The following is a 22,228-nucleotide window of genomic DNA, read 5'->3' on the forward strand; positions in this document are numbered from 1 at the left end:
GAGCTTATTTGATTGAGAGTAGACCTCTCAAAACTGAACAAAGTAAAGACGAAATGTGTATTTCCGTAATATCCCTTAGAAAGGAGGTGATCCAGCCGCACCTTCCGATACGGCTACCTTGTTACGACTTCACCCCAATCATCTATCCCACCTTAGGCGGCTGGCTCCAAAAAGGTTACCTCACCGACTTCGGGTGTTACAAACTCTCGTGGTGTGACGGGCGGTGTGTACAAGGCCCGGGAACGTATTCACCGCGGCGTGCTGATCCGCGATTACTAGCGATTCCGGCTTCATGCAGGCGAGTTGCAGCCTGCAATCCGAACTGAGAGAAGCTTTAAGAGATTTGCATGACCTCGCGGTCTAGCGACTCGTTGTACTTCCCATTGTAGCACGTGTGTAGCCCAGGTCATAAGGGGCATGATGATTTGACGTCATCCCCACCTTCCTCCGGTTTGTCACCGGCAGTCTCGCTAGAGTGCCCAACTAAATGATGGCAACTAACAATAAGGGTTGCGCTCGTTGCGGGACTTAACCCAACATCTCACGACACGAGCTGACGACAACCATGCACCACCTGTCACTTTGTCCCCGAAGGGAAAGCTCTATCTCTAGAGTGGTCAAAGGATGTCAAGACCTGGTAAGGTTCTTCGCGTTGCTTCGAATTAAACCACATGCTCCACCGCTTGTGCGGGCCCCCGTCAATTCCTTTGAGTTTCAACCTTGCGGTCGTACTCCCCAGGCGGAGTGCTTAATGCGTTTGCTGCAGCACTGAAGGGCGGAAACCCTCCAACACTTAGCACTCATCGTTTACGGCGTGGACTACCAGGGTATCTAATCCTGTTTGCTCCCCACGCTTTCGAGCCTCAGCGTCAGTTACAGACCAGAGAGCCGCCTTCGCCACTGGTGTTCCTCCATATATCTACGCATTTCACCGCTACACATGGAATTCCACTCTCCTCTTCTGCACTCAAGTCTCCCAGTTTCCAATGACCCTCCCCGGTTGAGCCGGGGGCTTTCACATCAGACTTAAGAAACCGCCTGCGCTCGCTTTACGCCCAATAAATCCGGACAACGCTTGCCACCTACGTATTACCGCGGCTGCTGGCACGTAGTTAGCCGTGGCTTTCTGGTTAGATACCGTCAGGGGACGTTCAGTTACTAACGTCCTTGTTCTTCTCTAACAACAGAGTTTTACGATCCGAAAACCTTCTTCACTCACGCGGCGTTGCTCGGTCAGACTTTCGTCCATTGCCGAAGATTCCCTACTGCTGCCTCCCGTAGGAGTCTGGGCCGTGTCTCAGTCCCAGTGTGGCCGATCACCCTCTCAGGTCGGCTATGCATCGTGGCCTTGGTGAGCCGTTACCTCACCAACTAGCTAATGCACCGCGGGTCCATCCATCAGCGACACCCGAAAGCGCCTTTCACTCTTATGCCATGCGGCATAAACTGTTATGCGGTATTAGCACCTGTTTCCAAGTGTTATCCCCCTCTGATGGGTAGGTTACCCACGTGTTACTCACCCGTCCGCCACTCCTCTTTCCAATTGAGTGCAAGCACTCGGGAGGAAAGAAGCGTTCGACTTGCATGTATTAGGCACGCCGCCAGCGTTCGTCCTGAGCCAGGATCAAACTCTCATAATAAAAGTTAGAACAATCTTACGATTGTTAAGCTCAATTTGTTTGCTAGCATATTGCTTGCTTGTTAAAAATGTTTGTTGTCTTGAATTGAATCAAGACGCCCTACACATTTGGTTCGTCTATTCTTTGTTCAGTTTTCAAAGGTCTACGTTACCTCGCAGCAACTTTTATATCATAACAAACTTTCGTTTGAATGTCAAGAACTTTTTTAAAAAAGTTTTTTTAAGTTGTTTTGCTCGGTTGTTGTTGTCTGTTGTGACAACTTCTATATCTTATCATCTCGCTTGTTATTTGTCAACAACTTTTTTGTTGTTTTTTCAAACTTTTTTCGAGAGATTTGAAATCAAGAATTGTTATTTAATTATTGATTTCTGAATCGCTCAGCTGTGTGACTCGCCTTGCGACATGTAATAATATATCAAGATTTTGATGTTTGGTCAACACTTTTTTTCAAAAAAATTAAAAGAAGTTTTCAATCTGTTTTCATTCTTTTCAATTATTTCGTTTTTAAACTTTTTAAATCCTAATTGTCTATCAAAACAGTTTAATTCCTTACTAAAAATCGAACAATTTGAATCATATATTTGAAATAGTTCGATTAACTTTTTTACGTACAACATAAAAAAAGAAAGAATCTGTTCGATTATCGACAGATTCTTTCTTTTTTGTTTAAAACATTGGGACACCTTCAATATGATATTTTGACCAAATCGTTTTTAATTCTGCAGGTGCTACCCATGTATAGTCTTTATCCATTTCATTTTTAAGTGCTTGTTCATCCATCTCGAAGACAAACAGCGGAACATTTTCTTTATTGATATGCGCGTTAGTTAATTCTACTAAGCTAATTGAAGTAACGTCCAATTGAACCTCTTCTTTGAACCATTGTAGCATACTAGCTAAACCCGTCATCTCATCAGAAACTTTTGCCATCGCAAACTCAATCGCTTCACCTATTGGATGCATCAAAAATTTTTTACTACCATCGTTTAAGTTCAGTATGATTGTTCCAGCGACTTTTTTGTTAGACACGACATCCACCTCAATTAATTTTTAGATTCACTAACAAAAGAAATTGTAACACACTTTCTGAAAAAATACAGAATTATTTTTCAAGCAACTTATCCATTGCTTCATCAATCCATTCTGGAAGTTCTTTGTCTAAGGTTGCAAAGCCAATTTTTTTATTCTTATCCGTAAAATATTTTTTGCGTCGATGGTTCACTGAATGAACTTTGTCTTCAAGGGTTCGTAAAGATAAGCTAATCTTTTGAGAATATTCATCAACATCAATAACTTGAACGGTTACTTTTTGTCCAACGGTTAAGAGTCCATGGATATTTTTGGTAAAGCCAGCTTGTACTTCCGAAACATGAATCAGTCCTTGTGTTTCTTCGTCTAAAGAAACAAATGCGCCATATGGTTGAAGTCCGGTAATTGTGCCAGAAAGTACCATACCAATTTTGTACTTCATCAAATTTCCTCTTTTCATACGATAAATTTCTTTTTCCGTTTCTACTCATTTAAAATAATAGCATTTTTTCAACGTTTGTGCATTATTTCTTCCCTAGTTGTTAAAACTATTGTTTCATCTTTTAAGCAAAATCTACTATACTATAGGAAGTAAGACTTTATATAGAAGAAAAGGAGTTATCTTATGTTTAATTTTAATGAAACCATTGAGCGTCGCCACACGAATTGTGTTAAATGGGACACCGTTGAAACGAGTTACCACGAAAAAGATTTACTACCTTTATGGGTTGCTGATATGGATTTCAAAGTACATCAGCCTATTCTTGATGCCTTGTCACAAGTTATTGAACAGGGCATTCTAGGATATGCGGTGGCACCTAATGAACTGTATCAAGCAATTCAAGATTGGCAACGGCAACACCATCAATTGATTGTTGAAAAAGAAGAAATTTTGTTTAATAGTGGCGTGGTACCCAGTTTGGCCACAGCCGTTCAAGCGTATACAGCACCTGCTGATTCTGTCATGATTTGTGATCCAGTCTACCCCCCTTTTGCAGATGTGGTAAAACAAAATGAGCGTAGACTCGTGCGACATTCTTTACTAGAAGTTAACGGACATTATGAAGTTGATTTGGTTAAAATGGAACAACAGATAATCGAAGAAAAGGTGAAACTGTTACTTTTTTGTAATCCCCATAATCCTGGTGGACGTGTTTGGACAAAAGAAGAATTGCTAGCAATTGGCCGTTTATGCCAAAAACACCAAGTAACTGTGGTTAGCGATGAAATTCATCAGGATTTGATTTTCAAACCGCATACCTTCACTTCCTTTACTGTCGCTGATGAAGCATTTAAGGAATTCACTGTTACCTTAACCGCGGCAACGAAAACCTTTAATTTAGCGGGGATTAAAAATTCAATGCTGTTCATTCCTAATGAAAAACTACGGCAATCTTTCGTATCTTTACAAGACAAAAATCATCAAGGCGGTATCAATACTTTTGGCTACGTGGGAACGGCAGCTGCCTATCAAACAGGGGAAGAATGGCTAGCGGCGTTACTTGATTATTTAAAAGAAAATATTGATTTTGCCCTTTCTTTTTTCCGTGAAGAGCTGCCTAGCGTTCGTGTAATGGAGCCTGAAGGAACCTATCTTTTATGGTTAGACTTTAGTTCTTATTCACTAACGGATCGAGAACTTCGCGATACCTTAATTCATAAGGGGAAAGTGGTTCTAAATCCAGGAATTAGTTTTGGTCCCCAAGGTTCTCAACACATGCGTTTAAACTTAGCTTGTTCAAAAGAAACTCTCGAAGAAGGCCTTTTACGTATCAAAAAAGCCTTTAATTAAAAACAGCTGTCCTAGTTTTTAGGACAGCTGTTTTTAATTCTTTCTTTTGCGTTTAGCTAAATAAACTCTGACGAACCAGATACCTGAAAATAGAAGTAAAATTTCTCCAATTATTATTGTATAAAATCCTGGTTCATGAACGATTCCTTGCTGATCTACATACGTAAAAAACGTTCCTATAAATGGGAGTATTACTGCAAACAAAGCCAAGGCCATTGGATATCTGTATTTTTCTAACAAATTCGCTTCCTCTCCTTCTATTCTTTAACTCAGTATCCTATAAAGACTTCATTAAAAGAAGCGATTTGGATGCTTTTAAAAAAAAGTTAGTCGTTTTAAGAAAAAAATAAAGAGTACCAACGAATTTGTCCCTCGTTGGTACCCTCTTTTTCAATTGGTTAAACTTATTCACCAATGATTTCAACTGTGTCCATCACGACGTCAAATGTTGGACGGTCTTGGGCATCCCGTTGGACTCCACCAATTTCATCCACTACATCCATACCATCAACAACATGACCAAAAACAGTATGACGGAAGTCTAACCAAGGTGTTCCGCCTTGTTTGTAAGCTTCAATAATTTCTTCTGGAAAACCAGCGTCTTCTAACTGACTCATCATTTGAGCTGGAACATTTTGATTAGTAACAACAAAGAATTGGCTACCATTTGTGTTAGGACCAGCATTTGCCATTGACAATGCGCCACGCAAATTGAAAACATCCCGAGAAAATTCATCCTCAAATGCTTCTCCATAAATACTTTCGCCGCCCATTCCTGTTCCGGTTGGGTCACCGCCTTGAATCATAAAATCAGGAATCACACGATGGAAAATAACGCCATCATAGTAGCCCTTTTTCGCTAATTCAACAAAATTTTTAACCGTTTTAGGCGCTTGTTCTGGGAATAATTGAACAGTGATGTCGCCTCGGTTTGTTTTAATGACCGCTTTTGGGCCTTTAGCATTTTCTAAATCTAATTGTGGAAATTGTGACATGAGAATGTCCTCCTAGATAATTATTTTATAGTTCCATCATATCGAAAAATGCTGAAAATTGCTATGATCTTTTTCCAATGATTAAAGAATGCTTTGATTCGTTAGCCAAACTTGCTTTTTTCGAAAAGCCGTGCTATTTTGTGAAGTGTTCGCAAAACGATCAATAGTTGTCTCAACCCTAAATGAATTAGGAGGAATTTTCAAATGTCTGATGAAAAAGATATTTATGATTTAACGATTATCGGCGGCGGTCCTGTTGGATTATTTGCCGCTTTTTATGCGGGAATTCGTAAAGCGAAAACGAAAATCATTGATAGCCTGCCGCAATTAGGTGGTCAGCTAACAATGCTGTATCCCGAAAAATATATTTATGATATTCCTGGATTCCCTGCTATTAAAGCCGGTGAGTTAATTGCCAATTTGGAAAAACAGATGCAGCCATTTCAGCACGATGTTTGTTTGGAAGAAGAGCTCACACACCTTGCACAGGAAGCAGATGGACTTCTGCGCTTAGACACAACTAAAGGCACACATTATTCTAAAACGGTTATCTTTGCGATTGGTAACGGTGCTTTCCAACCTCGACGTTTAGCTATCGAAAATGTTGAAGCCTTTGAAGGTGAGTCAATCCATTATTATGTGACTGACATGAAAAAATTCGCTGGCAAAAAAGTTGCGATTGCTGGTGGCGGCGATTCCGCAATTGACTGGGCTTTAATGCTAGAAAACGTTGCAGAAGAAGTATCTATTATCCATCGTCGCCCACAATTTCGCGGCCATGAACATAGCGTGGAACAACTGGAAAAATCTAGTGTTTCTATCAGAACTCCTTATATCATTAGTGATATTTTAAAGGAAAACGAAACGTTCACAGGCATCCAATTAACGGAGACAAAAGGTGACCAAACATTGGATCTCCCTCTGGATGATTTAATTATTAATTATGGCTTCACTTCTTCTTTAACACACCTCAAAGAATGGGGATTAGACGTTTCTAGAAATGCTATTAATGTTCATTCCGATATGTCAACTAACATTCCTGGTGTATACGCTGTAGGGGATATCTGTTCCTATGAGGGAAAAGTGAAATTAATCGCTACAGGATTTGGTGAGGCACCTACTGCCGTAAATAATGCTTTACATTACTTACGGCCCGATGCTCGACGTCAACCAGTTCATAGTACAAGTTTATTTGAAAACGGCGTACCTAAATAAGGTTAGCACTGGACTTTAGCAGTTTTTAAGCCAAGGACAAAAATCTAAATCGGATTTTTGTCCTTGGCTTTCTGCTTTACTGAAAAGCCTTTCTTTTTCTCTTTTAAATTTATTTTTGATACAATAAAAAGTGCTAGGAGGAAGAAAGATGAACCAACCAATTATTTATTTAAATGAAGTATTCAACGAAGAACAACTGGAACAAGTGAAAGCTGTGGCGCCCAATTATCTAGTTAAAACATCTACCGATCATTTATCCTCTGCTGAAGAAGAGGCAATCGAAATTATGTTAGGCTGGCATAAAGAAATTGGTCCGCGTTTATTAGCCTCTGAGACTAGTCACCTAAAATGGATTCAGCTCATTTCTGCTGGTGCTGATTATATGGATTTTGATAAATTAAGAGAAAAAGGCATTCTGTTGTCTAATGGTAGCGGAATCCATAGTGTTTCTATCTCAGAACATGTTTTAGGCGTTTTATTAGCACATACCCGCGGACTGCAAGAAAGTATCCAACAACAAATGCAACACACATGGAATCAAACAGCCCCTTCCTATCAACAACTTTCTGGGCAAAAAATGTTAATCGTAGGCACCGGGCAAATCGGACAACAATTAGCTAAATTTGCTAAAGGTTTAAATCTTCAAGTTTATGGCGTGAATACCTCTGGACATGTGACGGAAGGCTTCATTGAATGCTATTCACAGAAGAATATGAGTAAAATTATCCATGAAATGTCCATTGTTGTGAACATTCTTCCTTTGACTGAAACAACAAAACATTTATACAATCAGGCACTTTTTGAAAAAATGGCTCCTGAAACAATTTTCGTAAATGTTGGTCGCGGCGCCTCAGTAGCAACGAACGATTTGATAACTGCCTTAAACAATAAAACCATTGCTTTTGCTGCCTTAGATGTCTTTGAAGAAGAACCTCTTCCCGAAGATAGCCCTTTATGGGAGATGCAGAATGTTTTATTAACACCTCATATTTCTGGCATGACACCGAAGTTCAAATCAAAATTACTGGCGATTTTTATTCCAAACTTAAATCAATTTGTGACGGATCAGACCCTCGTCAAAAACCAAGTTTCCTTAAAAAAAGGCTATTAACTCAAAAAAGGCCTTCAACCATCTTTCAAGTAATTGCATGGTTGAAGGCTTTTTTTGCTATTTTTTACCAGATAACCTTGAAGTTATCATTTGTCGACGCTTGAATGATTGGATGTTTTTTTAAATATTCTGCAATCAGTTCCGTCATATCAATTTGAATTTCTCGAATAATTTTTTCAGGTTGGAACATTTGATAGTTTCCGCCACCGACTGCTCGGTATTGATTTGTCACGATTTCCAAAACATCTTCTGCTTGCACTGCTTTGCCATGATAATTAAGTTTCGTCACTCTTTCACCAAACGGTTGTCTTAAGTCAAGCGTATACTCAATGCCTTCATACATATCATAATTATAGTATTGTGGTTTTGGATCGACATATTTCGGGTTGAAAATTGGTTGGCCTTTTTCTAACACAAAATAAGTAGCGCTTTGTTCTAACGCTTCACGGAGGTCTTGTCCAGTGACACGCAATACAGCCAAAGTATTTGGATAAATGTAGTTGGTAATGATATCGCGCATCGTAATTTGATTATTAAACCCTTTGCCTTCATTGTTAAAAAGTGCAGTCCCTGAAATATCCGTTCCGCTTGAAGCCATTTGGACGTTATTAATAAATTCTATATACGGATGTTCTTTGAGGCGTACGGCATTCGGATTTTGAATCGTCATATCCCCTTCCACATTTCCCACTGGTTGATCAAGCCACTCTTCTACCTCGTCATGTAACGCTGTTGTCAAAGCTAAAACTTCTGCATCTGGTTGTTCGTTTCCAACAGGATGAATAGCTGCATCACTTCCAATAACGCGATAGCCTTTAGCCATAGGTTCAATTTCTAAAGTAATTTCTCCAACGAAAGCTCCTCGAAAACCTGGTTGAATCACAGGTATTCCATTCAGTTTTGTAGCAATTTCTCGATGTTGGTGACCAGTGACTAAGGCATCAATCCCAGGAACTTTTTCCAATAAATCGTAGCCTTCATTTTCTCCTGTTAGTAATTCCGTGGGTTCCCCTGTTTCTAAATCTTTTTCAAAACCGCCATGGTAAGCGACAACAACTAGATCCGCTTCTTCCCGCAGTTTTGGCACGTATTCCGCCGCTGTTTCAACGACACTTTTAAACGTTAAATTTTTGACTGTTGCCGGCTGTTCCCAATGAGGAATATATTGAGTCGTCACGCCAAGGATGGCTACTTTAACCCCTTGTTTTTCTATGATGACATACGGCTGACCGAAATAAGGTTGTCCATCTTTACCAAGAATATTGGCAGCTAAAACTGGCTGTTGATAACTGGCAATCGTTTCCTTTAAATAATCTAAACCGTAATTAAATTCATGGTTGCCTAAAATGCTAACATCATAATTCATTTGATTAATGATTTTAGTGATGGCTTCCACTGAATGTGTTTCTGCTTTTCTTACGTAGTAACTAAGCGGCGAACCTTGAATAAAATCCCCATTTTCAATTTGAAAAACTGGTCCTTTGGCAGACGCCCGTAACTTTTTCAGCATGGTTGCTGCTTTTGCGGTTCCAAAAGGCAAATCCATCTTTTTTTCACTATAACTTGTTGGCATAATGTACCCATGCATATCACTTGTTGCTAAAATTTTTATTTGCATTTTGTTTCTCTCCTTCTTCCGCCCAAAAGAACAGGAAGGTTAGAACACGAGCCATAACGACTCAGATCCCAACCTCCCACGTCTGTTTATTTATTGATTATTGGTTCCATGCTTGTTCAAATTGTGATGTTGCATCTTTCAATAATTTTTTCGTGTCTTTATTTGATGAAGCAAAAATACTTTCCATAATTGTCCGCATTTCATTATAGGCTGAATCAGCATTTTCTTCTACTGGGATAGCGAATAAATCTTTTACTGCGTTTTCAAGTTGTGCAGGTACTTTGGTTGTCTTAGAATTTTTGTACTCATCACTGTGTAAAACAGATTCTAAAATTGGCATATAACCTGTTTGTTGTGCCCAGTACAATTGTGAATCAGGCGTTGCTAAGAATTTCATGAATTCAAATGCCGCTGTCCGTTGTTCTGGCGTAGCACTATCGAACATATAAATATCTGTTCCTTGTTGTAAGTTGATTTTTTCAGGACGTGGTGCAACACCGTATTCATAGCCACCAGCTTCAGCATCTTTTTGAACAAAACCAGCACCAGCAATACTACCGACAAACATTGCTACCTTTTTGTTTGCAAATGGGCCAGATAAATATTTATCTGAACCAGCTGTGCGGAAGTAACCTGCTTCGATACCATCACGGTAATAGTCCACGACTTCTTGTGAATCTTTGCTTGTTAAATCTAAGTCTTTATTAAAATCAACGCCTTTGTTTTTCATTCCAATTGCGTAATAGTTATTTAACGAGTCAAAACCAGCACCAACGACTTCTTTGTTGGATTTTTCGTAAATTGTTTTAGAAGCTTCTTTTAATTCCTCTAATGTTTTCGGTACTTCAACACCATATTCTTTCAACAAATCAGCATTATAGAATAACATTTCTGTCGATTTATTAAATGGAATGCCGTATTGTTTGCCGTCGATTTTGGCGCCGTCTAACAATACTTCACGAATTGGCTCTGCATCTTTCCAGCCGATTGTGTCATCATCCATATATGGTTTTAAGTCCACTAACATTTCATCTTGTGCAGCATTCCATAACCAGCCTGGGTACGCTTGCGTAATTGTTGGTAAATCTTTTGGTGAAGTTAAAGTCGAATTGATTTTGGCTTGTAAATCAGGGTAAGCAGATTGATTTTGTAATTCCACTTTAATTTTTGGATTTTCTTTCATGAAGTCTTTCGTTAATTTTGTTAACGCTTCTTCTTGAACCCCATTCATTGCATGCCAGAAAGTGATTGTCGTATCTTCCTTCACTTCTTTCACAATATCGTTTGATTCTTTGGCCCCATTACCGTTACCACAAGCCCCCAATGCGAAAATAGCTGCGGTTGCTAACACTGTTGTTGCTAGAGTTTTGAACTTCATTTTTTTCTCTCCCTTAAAAAAATTTATAAAACAATTTGCTCGCCACGTTCTGGCAATATTCTTTCACCATACGGGTTTTCCAGTTTTTCTGGTTTTAACGTATGGATTGGAACCAATACTTGAGGTTCAATCAATGCAATAATTTTATCCAGATCTTCTGGAATTGCATGTCCTGAACAAGCTAAACGGACAAAAGTAATGTCTTTTTTAGCCAACAAATCTAAAAACACGCGATACTGTGGATCAAAGTCCCCTAACGGTTGCGCATCACTGTGAATGTATAAACTACCTTCTTGGAGGTTGTCAAACTGGTTCACAACTTGCCACAAATAGTCTGTTTTGTCCTTTAGTAACGTGTCATACGGGATTTCTAACGCTGGATTCAATTCTAGTATTTTACCAGATTCAGCATAATAATAACGAACTTCTATTCCAAATACTTCAAGTAACAACGCAGCCATATTTGCTTCTAAAACGACTGTACGTGGTGACTTTTCAATAATCTTAGCAAAACGTTCCACGTTTGCTGGATAACCATTAAAGGTAATTTGTCGATTCGGGTTTTCTAGTTCTAAACGAACCAAGTGCTGAACAAGATCTTCTTCACTTACAACCGCTATTTGGGCTGGATCTGGTTCACGTTCTGGGAAGCTAATGCTTACGCCTTCCATCATTAATAATTCAGTATGTTTAGCTTTTTCACAAAAAGCTAAAGTCTCTTCACGATTATGGCCATGTAAGCGCAAATCACCTGTGTATGTGATAAAATGGTCAGGCGTGCGAATCAGTAATGCCGAAGCACCGTACGCATCATGATCAACAGGTACGATTTCCACTGAAATTTCGCCAACTTTAATCACATCGTTTTTATTAAGACCAATCATTTCTCGGGTAAAATTCTTTTCTTCAAACGGTGATGGAATCAAAAAATCACCTTTGCGATTTAAACTATTTAGAATCATCTTCGTTTCTTTTAATGCGTACAACGGAACAGCTGGGTCTAAATAATTAATCATGCGTGAATGATCTAAATGGGCATGAGATAAGAAAACAGCGGTGTGTTGATACTCTTTGTCTTCTGCACCATGATATTCATAACCTAAACGTGGGTCATATAAGTCTTTTAATTCTGGCACTAAACGATTATTAATTAAGGTTTCAATGTGATCATCGGGCAAATCTAATTCTGGTCGAAATTCTGTACCAAAATCAAAGAAGATGTGGGCATCTTTATACGCCACTTCAATCACGGTTCCTCCAATTGTTAAAATGCCACTGTGAAAAGTCACAGTTGTTTTAGCCTTTGATTCCATTTTTTGCAACTCCTCTGATAATTTCTTTTCTGAAAATCAAGTAAATAATTAAAATTGGAATAACGGTTAATGTTGCAGCAGCCATTTGTAAATGTACGTCACTACCGCTCTCTGTCGCAAAGGCCGATAGTCCATTATTCAATAGACGGTATTTTTTCTCGTTCGTCACCAACAATGGCCACAAGAAAGAATTCCAACTAGAAATGAATGTTAAAATCCCTACTGTTACCAACGCTGGTTTTGACATTGGTACTAAAATACGCCAAATATATTCTAAATCACTAGCGCCATCAATCTTGGCAGCCTTGTAAAAAGTATCAGGAATACCTTTTAAATAACCGTTTAAATAGTAAATATAAAAAATACTAGTTAAAAATGGAATAATTAAGGCGCTGTAAGTATTTAACAAACCTAATTGCGCAATCGTTTGATAATTGGTAAAAATAATAGATTCATACGGAACCATTAACAACGAAATCATCAAAGCAATGACCACATTTTTAAAACGGAACTTCAAACTCGTTAATGCGAATGAAGCTAACACGGCGGTGACTACCGTAGCAATCGTTGTAACGCCTGAAACAAAGACTGTGTTCAAGAAATACCGAAGAAAGGGTGCTTTTTGAAAGACCTCTGTGTAGTTTTGCCATTGTGGTTGTTTTGGAAACATGGTTGGCGGCATGCTGGTCGCTTCAGAGTAACTCATTAAACCAGCTAAAATCATATAGACAAATGGAAATAACGTAATAACGGCTAAAATGCCTAAGAAAACAAATGCGATAATCGTTAAAACTTTTTTCATTGGCTTATTGCCCCACTTTCTTTAAGAGTTTATTTTGTAAGAAAGTGACCACTAAAATAATCACAAATAAAATCACTGTGGCGGCCATCGCAATTCCGGGACGCCCTGCAATGTGGAATTTGTCATAAATATAGTACACTGCGGTTGTGGCACTATTGGCAATCCCCGCACGACCACCGAATAAAGCATAAACTTGTGTATAAACTTTAAAGGCGCCAATTAAATTGACCGTTAATAAAAAGGCAATGGTCGGGACTAGCTGCGGAAACGTAATACGTCGGAAAATTTCGCCGTCTGAGGCGCCAAACATTTTTGCAATTTTAAAATGTTCTTCATCAATATTTCTCAACCCAGCCAACAAAATAATAATATTAAATGCTAAACTCGTCCAAACCCCAAAAATAATCAATGTCGGCATACTCATTTGAACATTATCTAGCCAGTTGACAGAAGGAATGCCGAAAAAGCCTAAGACGTAATTGACAATTCCATAATCGCCATTAAAGAAGTAACGGAAGACAATCCCAATGGCAATCGTACTCGTTACATAAGGCATAAAGAAAATCGTTTCAAAGAAACTCTTATGTTTAACTTTTTCAAAGATAATCCAAGCAATTGCTAGGGAAATTATCAAGGCAATCGGTACCACAGCAAATGCATAGAGCGCTGTATTTTTTAACGCTTTATAGAAGATTGGATCATTCAATACACGTTGATAATTTTCTAAACCAGCGTAGCGTTGGTTAATTAAGGAACCTTTTTGGAAGCTCATCCACAAAGAACGAAACAGTGGATAAACGCTAAACAGTAAAATGATTCCTAATGATGGCAGAAGGAAGAGCCATGCTTTTGGTTGATTTTCTGGATTGTATTTTTTCATTAGTAAACCCGGTCTCCCGCTTCGTTAAAGATAAATACTTTTTTATATGAAAAATCAAAAGATAAAGTGTCTCCTTCTTCAATCGCTTCTTCTACACTTACAATTGATTTCACTTGTTCATTTCCTAATGTAAATCGTAAAATACGTTCTCGACCAATCAATTCCACTAAATCTGTCGTTGTGGTAAAGAGACCTGTTTCAGTTGGTACCACATCTTCTGGACGAGAAGCAAACGTATATTTCCCATCAGTCATTGGCATTTTAAAGCGTGCTTGCTCAAAACGCTCAAGCGGAATTTCAAAACTTTCGTGGTACATTTTGCCGTCTTTCACTTCAACAGACAATAAATTAATAATTGGGTTACCTATGAACTGAGCAACAAATAAGTTATTTGGTTCTAAGTAAAGGTTTTGAGGTTCATCATTTTGTTGAATAACCCCTTCGTTTAATAAAATAATTTTATCACTGATTGATAGCGCTTCCTCTTGGTCGTGCGTTACAAAGATTGTTGTAATGCCTACTTCTTTCACCAAGCGGCGGATTTCTTCACGAATTTTCAAACGCAAACGTGCATCCAAGTTACTTAAAGGCTCATCTAATAATAAAACATCTGGTTTTTGAACTAACGCCCGGGTAATCGCAACACGCTGTTGTTGACCACCAGAAAGTGTGCCTGGCTTTTTATGGCTTAACTCTTCAATATTCGTTAGTTTCATATATTCTTCGGCAATAGCTTGTGCCTCTGCCTTGGGAACTTTCTTACTTCCTACCGTCAAAGGAAACATTACGTTTTCTAGAACAGTCATATGTGGATATAAGGCATAATTTTGAAAAACGAACCCGATGTTCCGATCTTTTGGTGCTGTTTTGACAACCGATTGCTGTCGAAACTGAATATCTCCATCACTTGGATGTAATAAACCTGCAATTAAGTTTAAAATTGTGGATTTCCCACACCCACTTGGTCCTAACAAACAAACCAAGTCCCCTTGCTCAATCGTAAAATTGACCGATTTTAACGCTTCAAACCCATTATCGAATACTTTTTTCAAGTCGATAACTTCTATCATGACCCAACCTCCAAAAAAACATTTAATAGCATACCTTTTGATTTTAACATTTATTTCTTGCAACCGCGAGAGCAAAGCTGTTTCATTAAGATAAAAATAGGTAAAGTTAATGTATTTTTTATGTAAAAAATGTTGTTTTTCTGAAAAGTCTATTCACACTTTTTTTAATGCACAACAAAAAAACAGAGAATTTTTCTCTGCTTTTTTGGTTATTTTTTAGAATCTTTTTCTGATTCCTTTACAATATAAATTGGTCGTTTTTTCGTTTCTAAGAAAATTTTGCCGATATATTTGCCAATAATTCCTAAACATAATAGTTGCAAACCACCTACAAAAAGTACAATACAAACCATTGAAGGCCAGCCGCTTGTTGGATCACCATTAACTAATGTTCGAAAGATAATCACTAACATTGCTAGTGCAGAACCAATACACGAAAAGGCGCCAACGTATGAAGCAATATTCAATGGTGTTTCTGAAAAATTGACAATCCCGTCAATTGAATAACTTAATAGACTCCAGAAAGACCAAGAGGTTTCTCCAGCAATTCGTTCTCGATTTTTAAATTCAATATATTCTGTTTTAAAGCCGACCCAACTAAAAATCCCTTTTGAAAAACGATTATACTCAGATAACTCTAAAATCGCATCGACCATTTGTCGGGTCATGACACGAAAGTCACGGGCACCATCCACCATTTCCGTCTCAGCAATTCGATTAATGAGTTTATAGAACATCCGTGCAAACAAGCTACGAATGGGCGGTTCGCCGTCTCTTGTTATGCGTCGTGTGCCAACACAATCTAAATCTGTACTGGTTTCAATCATCTCAATCATTTGAGGTAATAACTCAGGCGGGTCTTGTAAATCAACGTCCATGACTGTCACTAAGTCACCTGTTGCTTCTTTTAAACCAGCGTATAAGCCTGCTTCTTTCCCAAAATTTCGTGAAAAAGAAAGATAACGGACCTTCTCTGGATGTTCGCGATAAAGCTGTCTTAAAACAGCTAACGTATTATCTTTTGAGCCATCATTCACAAATATATATTCTACTGAATGAGACAGTTGCTGGCTAATTTTTTCTACTTCTTCAAAAAACAGCGGAATCGCTGCTTCCTCATTATAACAAGGGACAACAATTGATAACATTTTATTTCCTCCACACTTCAGTTAATTATCATTATACCATATAATAGCCTTATTAAATAACGATATCCAACTAAAAATAACTTAAATAGAAAGAACCTGAGAAAAAATCCAAAACGATTTTTTCTCAGGCTGACTAGCGGTTAAACGAAAGCAACAGAAATAGTCCTACGCACTACTTCATCTTTTTCTGTTTAGCACTAAATTTATTTTGTTAAATCTTCTTGGTTCGCTTCAAATTGATAACGCGGTTCATCATTCTTTTCATCATAATCAACAATCAAATCATACCCTTTAAAGAACCAATCATCTGTTTCTTCAATAAAATAGGTAATCCCATCTAGGTTCTCTTTAATCATTGGCTCATCTGGCGCTTCTACAGACATCGCAATGGAAAAACCATCATGAACAGGTGTTTTTCCGTAAATTTTTCCGAAAAAACGAATGCCTGTCTCAGGCTGAACCCCGGTTTCTTCTTTAAACCATTGTTGGGCTTTCGGTGTCACTTCTAATTTCATTCTTTGTTCCTCCTTCACATCTCTGTCGCCATTTATTGTAGCACAGCGTAGTGCTTTTAGAGAATAAAGTGCTTAGCCATTCATTTTTTCATCTAATAAATCCACGTCTGCTGTATCACCGATAACTAATAAATTGTCGTTTTCTCGAACAATTTCAGAAGCATCTGGCGAAGCAATTACTTCTGTTTTCGAGCGGCGAATCGCTACCACAGTTAAACCAAATCGCTGACGGAAATTTAATTCTGCTAAGGTTTTATTGTAAAATTTAGGATTGGTGACCCGAACCTCAGCTAATGAAAATTCGCTAGATAATTCAATATAATCTAAAATATTGCGTGAAACAAGTTTGTGAGCAATTCGAATGCCCATATCCCGCTCTGGGTGAACGACCATGTCTGCCCCAATTTTATCTAAGACACGGGCATGATATTCATTGACTGCTTTGGCTAAGACATTGGGAACCCCCATCTCTTTAACCATTAATGTTACTAAAATACTCGCTTGAATATCTTCACCAATTGCCACCACTACGTGATCAAAATTCCGAATCCCTAAAGAACGCAACGTCATTTCATCTTGGGCGTTAGCCACCACTGCATGCGTTGCAATATTCATATATTCATTGACACGGTCTTCACTGCTGTCAATGGCCAAAACTTCTTGACCAGCTTCCACCAAAGTTTGGCATATGCTGCCGCCAAAACGTCCTAAACCAATAATTGCAAAATTTTGTTTCATTTCTTCTGACCGCTCCTGTCTGTTCGTTAAAATTAGTATAACAAATCCATAAATAAATTCCTAGAAGGATTTCCTAGAATTTATTTATGGATTTATCTGATATTTATTTGGCTAAACCATGTTGAAAAGCATAAATCGCCGCTTGGGTCCGATCATCCACATCTAGTTTTGCTAAAATGTTTGAAACATGTGTTTTAACTGTTTTCAAAGTGATAAAGAGTTCATCAGCTATTTCCTGATTACTTTTACCTTGTGCAATCAACATTAAAATTTCGTGTTCCCGGTTTGTCAAATCTTCGTGCAACACCGGCTCTTGTTTTTTTGTTAACCGTTCCATCATCTTATGCGTCACTTCAGGTTCCAACACACGCTCTCCGCGATAAGTCGCCCGAATTGCATCAGCAATCTCATGTGCTGTTGATGTTTTTAATAGGTAGCCCGCTGCACCAGCTTCAATCGCCGGATACACTTTTTCATCATCAATAAAACTCGTCACAATAATAATCTTGGCTTCTGGCCAATCTTTCAAGATCGCTTTTGTTGAATCAATGCCGTCCATTTCTTCCATTACCAAATCCATCAAAATAACATCTGGACGTAGTTCCAATGCTTTTTCATAGCCAATCTTACCGTTTTCTGCTTCGCCTACGACTTCTATATCCTCTTGAATAGATAAATATGATGAAACGCCTAAACGGACCATTTCATGGTCATCCACTAACATTACTTTGATCACTTGCAGTTTCCTCCTTTATGACAGGAACTTTAATTTCAACGCTGGTTCCCTGCCCTTTAAAACTAATAATTTTAACTGTACCGCCCATGCCGACAACACGTTCTCGAATATTATTTAAGCCATAACTACCGGCTTTATTACTTTGTTCCTTCATATCAAAGCCGACACCATCATCAACAATACGCAATAACACGTTTTTATCGACTTGGTGTAAGTATACCTCTAATTCCTTTGCTTTGGCATGTCTTAAGGTATTTGAAAGTAACTCCTGCACAATTCGGAAAAGATGATCCTCAATGCTGCTATTTAAATGAACATCTTCAACATCCCAAATCAATTCAATTTTAATTTTTGTTTGTAGTTCTTTCAGTAATTGTTCAATACCTTTACGCAAACTTTTTCCTTCTAGACTGATAGGACGCAAGTGCAATAGTAGCGCGCGCATTTCCGATTGGGAGGCATTAATGATTTCTGCCACCATGGCTAGTTGTTTACGATATGGTTCCGGGGTTTCTGTTCGTTGTGCTTGTTCATTTAATGCAGACAACATCATCATGGCTGCAAAAAGTTGTTGACTGACTGAATCATGCAACTCCCGCGCCAAACGATGCCGCTCGTTCTCTAAAATTTCTTCTTTTGTTTGCCCATCCATTAATTGCGGTCGACTGTTTAATAATTGCAATTCTTTAGACATCTCTAATAATTTATTTTTAATCGACCAAATATCTTGTTCGACTTCGGTTAGATAATGGTCTTGATTTTCACTGGTCGTTGGTTTGTTTAAGACTGGACTTTCATAATTACCGTTGGCCAATAACCGAAGTTTTTCTTCAATCCGTCCATATTGCCCTTTTTGAACCAATGAAATCAGTAAAAAGGTCAATAAGCCTATTAGTAAGGATATGAGAACAATGTGCACAATTAGTGGTAGATAAAAGACTTTTCTCTGAAGAAGCTCTAATAGCCACCGGTTTTGTTTAATCGAATGAAAATATGAAAACAATGTAATTAAGATAACAATAAAGGTGCTAAGGGACGCATATAATGAAATCATGCGTCTTGAAATCCGATCGGTCATACACGGATCACCTCAACATCTCCTACTAAAGTGTTCGTCATAATTTTCAAACGACGAAGATTGGTATCATAATCATTGCTGTAAATTTTTAATGATTCGTTTTTCAATTGATATTTTTCTTCTTCAAAACGTACCGTTCCGTAAAAAGTTGAATGTTCTAACAAAATAGCTACACCTAACGGCACTAGAATTCGCGTGCGGCCAAAACCTTTACGAATAATAATAATATTGTCTTCTTTCGGTAGTAGCGTATTACCTAAATCAATAATGGTGTCCCCAGAGATTAAATCAATATTGATATCGTCCCATTCATAGATATTGTTACCAATGCGTTCGTTGGCAAACCAGCGGCGTTTAAATCGTTTGCCATTTTTAGGTTCTTTTGCCGCCGTCTCCACCATAATCATTTGTTTTTTTCGCCAAGGTGCTCGCTCAGCTATATCCACGCCTGAAATCTCAAAGCCTTTTAAGCCGATAAAGAGTACGCCAAAAATCAACATAAACCAAACAGCCGTGCTATTCATTGCACCAATGACAATAAAAACAACGCCGAGGACGAATTGAAAGTTGTTAAAATGTGTTTTAGATGCTTTCCTGGAAACGTAGGCTACAAGTAAAACGCCAATTGTTAATAAAACAGCTAATCCAGGATTATGTACAATTTGCCATAACGCCAGAATAAAAAGTAATGCTTCTGCGACGATAAAAAAGCGCCAAGGGTTATTCATAGATTTGCCTCCTCCCTCTGTCATTTATTTTACTCGTTTATTTTATTTAATCATAGTGGTTTGCGCCTCAGGTTACCATAGGACTTTAGCCCTAAATGTCTTAGATTGCGAAAGGACAGGCCTTGGAAGCTGCCTGCCCTACTCAATTATTTAGTTTGCTTCAACTTTTGTAATTTTAACTGTCATGTCGCCACCAGGTGTTGCAATAATCACTTGGTCACCTAATTGTTTACCAATTAAGGCTTGCGCAATCGGTGAATCGTTAGAAATTTTACCAGAAAATGGATCGGCTTCGGCACTTCCTACGATTGTGTATTCCTCTTCTTCTCCATCAGGCAATTCTTGGAAAGTAACTGTTTTACCGATGGAAACTTCGTCTTGGTCCACGCCATCATTATCGATGATTTCTGCAAAACGAATCATATTTTCTAACGTTGTAATACGTCCTTCAACGAAAGCTTGTTCATCTTTAGCTGATTCATACTCTGAGTTCTCTGAAAGATCCCCAAAGCTACGAGCGATTTTAATACGCTCTACGATTTCTTTACGTTTAATTGTTTTTAATTCTTCTAGCTCTTGTTCTAATTTTTCTTTTCCTTCAAGAGTCATTGGATATACTTTTTCTACCATGTTAATTCTCCTTTTTCGCTTAACGATACGTAGTTCTTGGTTGGTTATTGAAAAAAATTCCGCTTTCAATCCACAAAAGAGTACCACGCTTTTTCTAAATTGTAAATATAATTATTGAATTTTTGTGATTTTGCTAAATTTTATTTATATAAATTTCTAGTTGCTACTCTTTCCCTCTGTTAAACAGATTAATTTTTGAGTATCTAAAAGCTTGGTGAATCATACAAAATTGATTCACCAAGCTCTTTTATGTTTTCATTTTATTCACTACTTGAATTATTGACATACTGATCTACTAATACTTGATGTTCTTCATATGTTTTTGAGAAGTAGACTTTTCCTGTAGAAATATCTGCTACAAAGTATAAATAGTCACTTGGTGTCGGATTCAAGACTGCTTTAATTGACTCCTCACTTGGGCTATCTAATGGTCCTGGTCCATAACCAGTATTTTTATACAAGTTATAAGACGAGTCCACTTCCAAGTCAGCATACGTTACAGTTTCTTTGTGTTCTCCTAGAGCATACAAAATAGAAATATCTGATTGGATCGGCATATCGGCAGCCAAGCGGTTAAAGAATACTTGCGCAATTTGTTTGCGGTCTGCTTCTTTGACTCCTTCTTTTTCAACCAATGAAGCTAACGTTAAGACTTGCTGATTGGTTAAATTCTTTGCATGAATTGTCGGCGTATATTGTTCCATTACTGTGTTCATTTTAGCAATCATTTGTTCGACAAATTCAGGAAGTGTTGCTTTTTTGTAGTAATCATAAGTTGCCGGGAATAAATACCCTTCTAAGCGATAACGAACCCCTTCTGCGGTTGCAGCACTTTCAAGTAAATCAGGATACTTAGCCTTCATTTGATTGAAGAAGTCTTCGTTTTTCATTAATGCAATGAAATCTGCTTTCTTGAAATCTGTATTTTTTTCAATAGCTTCGCCAATTTTATCTATATCGTAGCCTTCAGGAATCGTTACTTTGCCATCTGCAATTTTAGTTGGTTCTGGCGTGCCTCCTTCTTTTAGCATTTCACCAATTTCATCGAGTGTCATACTTGGAGACATTTGATAATAGCCCGCTTGAAAATCTGTTAAGTTTTTAAATTTTACGTAGTAGTTAAAAACCATTCCGCTTTTAATGACGTTGCTTTCTTCTAAAACCGCAGCAATTTGCTTATTAGAAGATCCTTCTGGGATATGCACTTGAACAAGCTTCTTATTGTTCTTGTCTAGTGGCTGTAGCCCAGCATCTACATATTTATAAAAAGTAAACCCAAAGATTGCCATCATTAAAACTAATACAGAAACTACAATTAACACGATACGACCGACTAAACGATCTTCTTTTTTACGTGTTTGTTTTTTTGTATTTGTTGGCTTTTCGTCTGTTTCAATCGGGGTTGGCTCTTCGACTGTCTGTGTTGTCTTGTCTTTCCCACGTCTTCGAGCAGCTCTAGAACCTGCACGTGTTTGTGTTGTGCGGCTCGCTGTTTCTTGTGATTCATCATATGAAGGTTGGGGAGACCTATCATTTTTTTCAGAGGAATCAGGTTGATCGCCATCATTTCTACCTTTTAAAGACCCAGTTACTTGATCTCTAAGCGAAGATTTGGGATCTTGGTTATTTTGGTTATCATTAGCCAAAACTAACCCTCCTTACTATTCTATCGTTTATGACTGAAACTATTATACATGAAACCTCTTTAAAATTAAATGTTTTTAATAAAAAGACCGTCATTCCCCGATAAAAAATTCATCATTGACAACGTTTAAAGCCTATGATGGCGCTTTTCTATTGAAACGATAATAA

At 38.0% G+C, this 22,228-nt stretch carries 22 protein-coding genes and 1 rRNA gene; 3 read left to right on the top strand and 20 right to left on the bottom strand.

Features of this window, described 5'->3' with window-relative positions:
* Positions 1-79: 79 nt before the first annotated feature.
* From IGK72_RS11470 to IGK72_RS11485, 4 genes are all read right to left on the bottom strand, one after another.
* Positions 80-1,640, bottom strand: a 16S ribosomal RNA gene (locus tag IGK72_RS11470).
* A 434-nt stretch (positions 1,641-2,074) separates the two neighbouring features.
* Entirely contained in the window at positions 2,075-2,323 is a 249-nt protein-coding gene (locus IGK72_RS11475; protein ID WP_002392518.1) for a hypothetical protein, read from the bottom strand.
* Positions 2,307-2,678 carry a hypothetical protein gene (locus tag IGK72_RS11480; RefSeq protein ID WP_002385270.1) on the bottom strand — a complete coding sequence of 124 codons (372 nt, stop codon included), beginning with the start codon at positions 2,676-2,678 and terminating at the stop codon, positions 2,307-2,309. The genes IGK72_RS11475 and IGK72_RS11480 overlap by 17 nt, the downstream gene beginning before the upstream one ends.
* 64 nt (positions 2,679-2,742) lie before the next feature.
* Positions 2,743-3,111 (bottom strand): CvfD/Ygs/GSP13 family RNA-binding post-transcriptional regulator, encoded by a 369-nt coding sequence (locus tag IGK72_RS11485; protein ID WP_002365178.1) that lies wholly within the window; start codon positions 3,109-3,111, stop codon positions 2,743-2,745.
* Between the two features lie 183 nt (positions 3,112-3,294).
* Here IGK72_RS11485 and IGK72_RS11490 point away from each other — a divergent pair, with 183 nt between their 5' ends.
* Positions 3,295-4,461, top strand: a complete 1,167-nt coding sequence (locus tag IGK72_RS11490; RefSeq protein ID WP_023894776.1) for a MalY/PatB family protein — start codon at positions 3,295-3,297, stop codon at positions 4,459-4,461.
* 33 nt (positions 4,462-4,494) lie between these two features.
* Here the strand turns inward: IGK72_RS11490 and IGK72_RS11495 are convergent, their stop codons facing one another.
* Complete coding sequence (locus IGK72_RS11495) at positions 4,495-4,701, bottom strand: DUF3955 domain-containing protein (RefSeq protein WP_002355151.1); 207 nt, start codon at positions 4,699-4,701, stop codon at positions 4,495-4,497.
* Positions 4,702-4,865: 164 nt separating this feature from the next.
* The gene (locus tag IGK72_RS11500) at positions 4,866-5,456 is read right to left on the bottom strand and encodes a peptidylprolyl isomerase (RefSeq protein WP_002355150.1); all 591 of its coding nucleotides are present in this window, start codon (positions 5,454-5,456) and stop codon (positions 4,866-4,868) included.
* Between the two features lie 204 nt (positions 5,457-5,660).
* On the opposite strand from IGK72_RS11500, the gene IGK72_RS11505 reads away from it, so the two are divergent.
* Both IGK72_RS11505 and IGK72_RS11510 read left to right on the top strand, forming a co-directional pair.
* Positions 5,661-6,671 carry an NAD(P)/FAD-dependent oxidoreductase gene (locus IGK72_RS11505; protein ID WP_023894777.1) on the top strand — a complete coding sequence of 337 codons (1,011 nt, stop codon included), beginning with the start codon at positions 5,661-5,663 and terminating at the stop codon, positions 6,669-6,671.
* Positions 6,672-6,819: 148 nt separating this feature from the next.
* Entirely contained in the window at positions 6,820-7,782 is a 963-nt protein-coding gene (locus IGK72_RS11510; RefSeq protein WP_002380857.1) for a phosphoglycerate dehydrogenase, read from the top strand.
* Between the two features lie 64 nt (positions 7,783-7,846).
* Here IGK72_RS11510 and IGK72_RS11515 read toward each other — a convergent pair whose 3' ends face one another.
* The 14 genes from IGK72_RS11515 to mltG form a co-directional block, all read right to left on the bottom strand.
* Positions 7,847-9,400: a bifunctional metallophosphatase/5'-nucleotidase gene (locus IGK72_RS11515; RefSeq protein ID WP_002369963.1), complete on the bottom strand. Its 1,554-nt coding sequence runs from the start codon at positions 9,398-9,400 to the stop codon at positions 7,847-7,849.
* Positions 9,401-9,497: 97 nt separating this feature from the next.
* Entirely contained in the window at positions 9,498-10,778 is a 1,281-nt protein-coding gene (locus IGK72_RS11520; RefSeq protein ID WP_002359172.1) for an extracellular solute-binding protein, read from the bottom strand.
* Positions 10,779-10,801: 23 nt separating this feature from the next.
* On the bottom strand, positions 10,802-12,091 hold the full coding sequence (locus IGK72_RS11525) for an MBL fold metallo-hydrolase (protein ID WP_070416027.1): 1,290 nt from the start codon (positions 12,089-12,091) through the stop codon (positions 10,802-10,804).
* The gene (locus IGK72_RS11530) at positions 12,075-12,893 is read right to left on the bottom strand and encodes a carbohydrate ABC transporter permease (protein ID WP_002355144.1); all 819 of its coding nucleotides are present in this window, start codon (positions 12,891-12,893) and stop codon (positions 12,075-12,077) included. Before IGK72_RS11530 ends, IGK72_RS11525 begins: the two co-directional genes overlap by 17 nt.
* A 4-nt stretch (positions 12,894-12,897) precedes the next feature.
* Positions 12,898-13,773, bottom strand: a complete 876-nt coding sequence (locus IGK72_RS11535; RefSeq protein WP_002355143.1) for a carbohydrate ABC transporter permease — start codon at positions 13,771-13,773, stop codon at positions 12,898-12,900.
* Entirely contained in the window at positions 13,773-14,906 is a 1,134-nt protein-coding gene (locus tag IGK72_RS11540; protein WP_002385276.1) for an ABC transporter ATP-binding protein, read from the bottom strand. The genes IGK72_RS11535 and IGK72_RS11540 overlap by 1 nt, the downstream gene beginning before the upstream one ends.
* Positions 14,907-15,052: 146 nt before the next feature.
* A complete protein-coding gene (locus IGK72_RS11545; protein WP_023894780.1) occupies positions 15,053-15,991 on the bottom strand; it encodes a glycosyltransferase family 2 protein in 939 nt (312 codons plus the stop codon).
* Between the two features lie 203 nt (positions 15,992-16,194).
* Positions 16,195-16,524, bottom strand: coding sequence for a HesB/YadR/YfhF family protein (locus tag IGK72_RS11550; RefSeq protein ID WP_002355140.1), 330 nt, complete (start codon positions 16,522-16,524; stop codon positions 16,195-16,197).
* 54 nt (positions 16,525-16,578) lie between these two features.
* Positions 16,579-17,244: a potassium channel family protein gene (locus IGK72_RS11555; protein ID WP_002355139.1), complete on the bottom strand. Its 666-nt coding sequence runs from the start codon at positions 17,242-17,244 to the stop codon at positions 16,579-16,581.
* Positions 17,245-17,347: 103 nt separating this feature from the next.
* Positions 17,348-17,980 carry a response regulator gene (locus IGK72_RS11560; RefSeq protein ID WP_002355137.1) on the bottom strand — a complete coding sequence of 211 codons (633 nt, stop codon included), beginning with the start codon at positions 17,978-17,980 and terminating at the stop codon, positions 17,348-17,350.
* A complete protein-coding gene (locus tag IGK72_RS11565; RefSeq protein WP_002365182.1) occupies positions 17,955-19,058 on the bottom strand; it encodes a sensor histidine kinase in 1,104 nt (367 codons plus the stop codon). Before IGK72_RS11565 ends, IGK72_RS11560 begins: the two co-directional genes overlap by 26 nt.
* A complete protein-coding gene (gene liaF / locus IGK72_RS11570) occupies positions 19,055-19,786 on the bottom strand; it encodes a cell wall-active antibiotics response protein LiaF (RefSeq protein ID WP_002381168.1) in 732 nt (243 codons plus the stop codon). The genes IGK72_RS11565 and liaF overlap by 4 nt, the downstream gene beginning before the upstream one ends.
* Positions 19,787-19,936: 150 nt before the next feature.
* Positions 19,937-20,416: a transcription elongation factor GreA gene (gene greA / locus IGK72_RS11575; RefSeq protein WP_002355133.1), complete on the bottom strand. Its 480-nt coding sequence runs from the start codon at positions 20,414-20,416 to the stop codon at positions 19,937-19,939.
* 260 nt (positions 20,417-20,676) lie between these two features.
* Entirely contained in the window at positions 20,677-22,062 is a 1,386-nt protein-coding gene (gene mltG, locus IGK72_RS11580; protein WP_002407365.1) for an endolytic transglycosylase MltG, read from the bottom strand.
* Between the last annotated feature and the right edge of the window lie 166 nt (positions 22,063-22,228).

Source organism: Enterococcus sp. DIV0183 (assembly GCF_050541505.1).
GTDB classification, from domain to species: Bacteria; Bacillota; Bacilli; order Lactobacillales; family Enterococcaceae; genus Enterococcus; species Enterococcus faecalis.

What these genes read in the sequence shown, in the direction of transcription:
- IGK72_RS11500 (WP_002355150.1), bottom strand. Translation starts at nt 5,456, where the DNA reads ATGTCACAATTTCCACAATTAGATTTAGAAAATGCTAAAGGCCCAAAA.
- IGK72_RS11545 (WP_023894780.1), bottom strand. Translation starts at nt 15,991, where the DNA reads ATGTTATCAATTGTTGTCCCTTGTTATAATGAGGAAGCAGCGATTCCG.
- IGK72_RS11535 (WP_002355143.1), bottom strand. Translation starts at nt 13,773, where the DNA reads ATGAAAAAATACAATCCAGAAAATCAACCAAAAGCATGGCTCTTCCTT.
- IGK72_RS11530 (WP_002355144.1), bottom strand. Translation starts at nt 12,893, where the DNA reads ATGAAAAAAGTTTTAACGATTATCGCATTTGTTTTCTTAGGCATTTTA.
- IGK72_RS11485 (WP_002365178.1), bottom strand. Translation starts at nt 3,111, where the DNA reads ATGAAGTACAAAATTGGTATGGTACTTTCTGGCACAATTACCGGACTT.
- IGK72_RS11525 (WP_070416027.1), bottom strand. Translation starts at nt 12,091, where the DNA reads ATGGAATCAAAGGCTAAAACAACTGTGACTTTTCACAGTGGCATTTTA.
- liaF (WP_002381168.1), bottom strand. Translation starts at nt 19,786, where the DNA reads ATGAATAACCCTTGGCGCTTTTTTATCGTCGCAGAAGCATTACTTTTT.
- IGK72_RS11490 (WP_023894776.1), top strand. Translation starts at nt 3,295, where the DNA reads ATGTTTAATTTTAATGAAACCATTGAGCGTCGCCACACGAATTGTGTT.
- IGK72_RS11505 (WP_023894777.1), top strand. Translation starts at nt 5,661, where the DNA reads ATGTCTGATGAAAAAGATATTTATGATTTAACGATTATCGGCGGCGGT.
- IGK72_RS11520 (WP_002359172.1), bottom strand. Translation starts at nt 10,778, where the DNA reads ATGAAGTTCAAAACTCTAGCAACAACAGTGTTAGCAACCGCAGCTATT.
- IGK72_RS11555 (WP_002355139.1), bottom strand. Translation starts at nt 17,244, where the DNA reads ATGAAACAAAATTTTGCAATTATTGGTTTAGGACGTTTTGGCGGCAGC.
- IGK72_RS11515 (WP_002369963.1), bottom strand. Translation starts at nt 9,400, where the DNA reads ATGCAAATAAAAATTTTAGCAACAAGTGATATGCATGGGTACATTATG.
- IGK72_RS11510 (WP_002380857.1), top strand. Translation starts at nt 6,820, where the DNA reads ATGAACCAACCAATTATTTATTTAAATGAAGTATTCAACGAAGAACAA.
- greA (WP_002355133.1), bottom strand. Translation starts at nt 20,416, where the DNA reads ATGGTAGAAAAAGTATATCCAATGACTCTTGAAGGAAAAGAAAAATTA.
- IGK72_RS11565 (WP_002365182.1), bottom strand. Translation starts at nt 19,058, where the DNA reads ATGACCGATCGGATTTCAAGACGCATGATTTCATTATATGCGTCCCTT.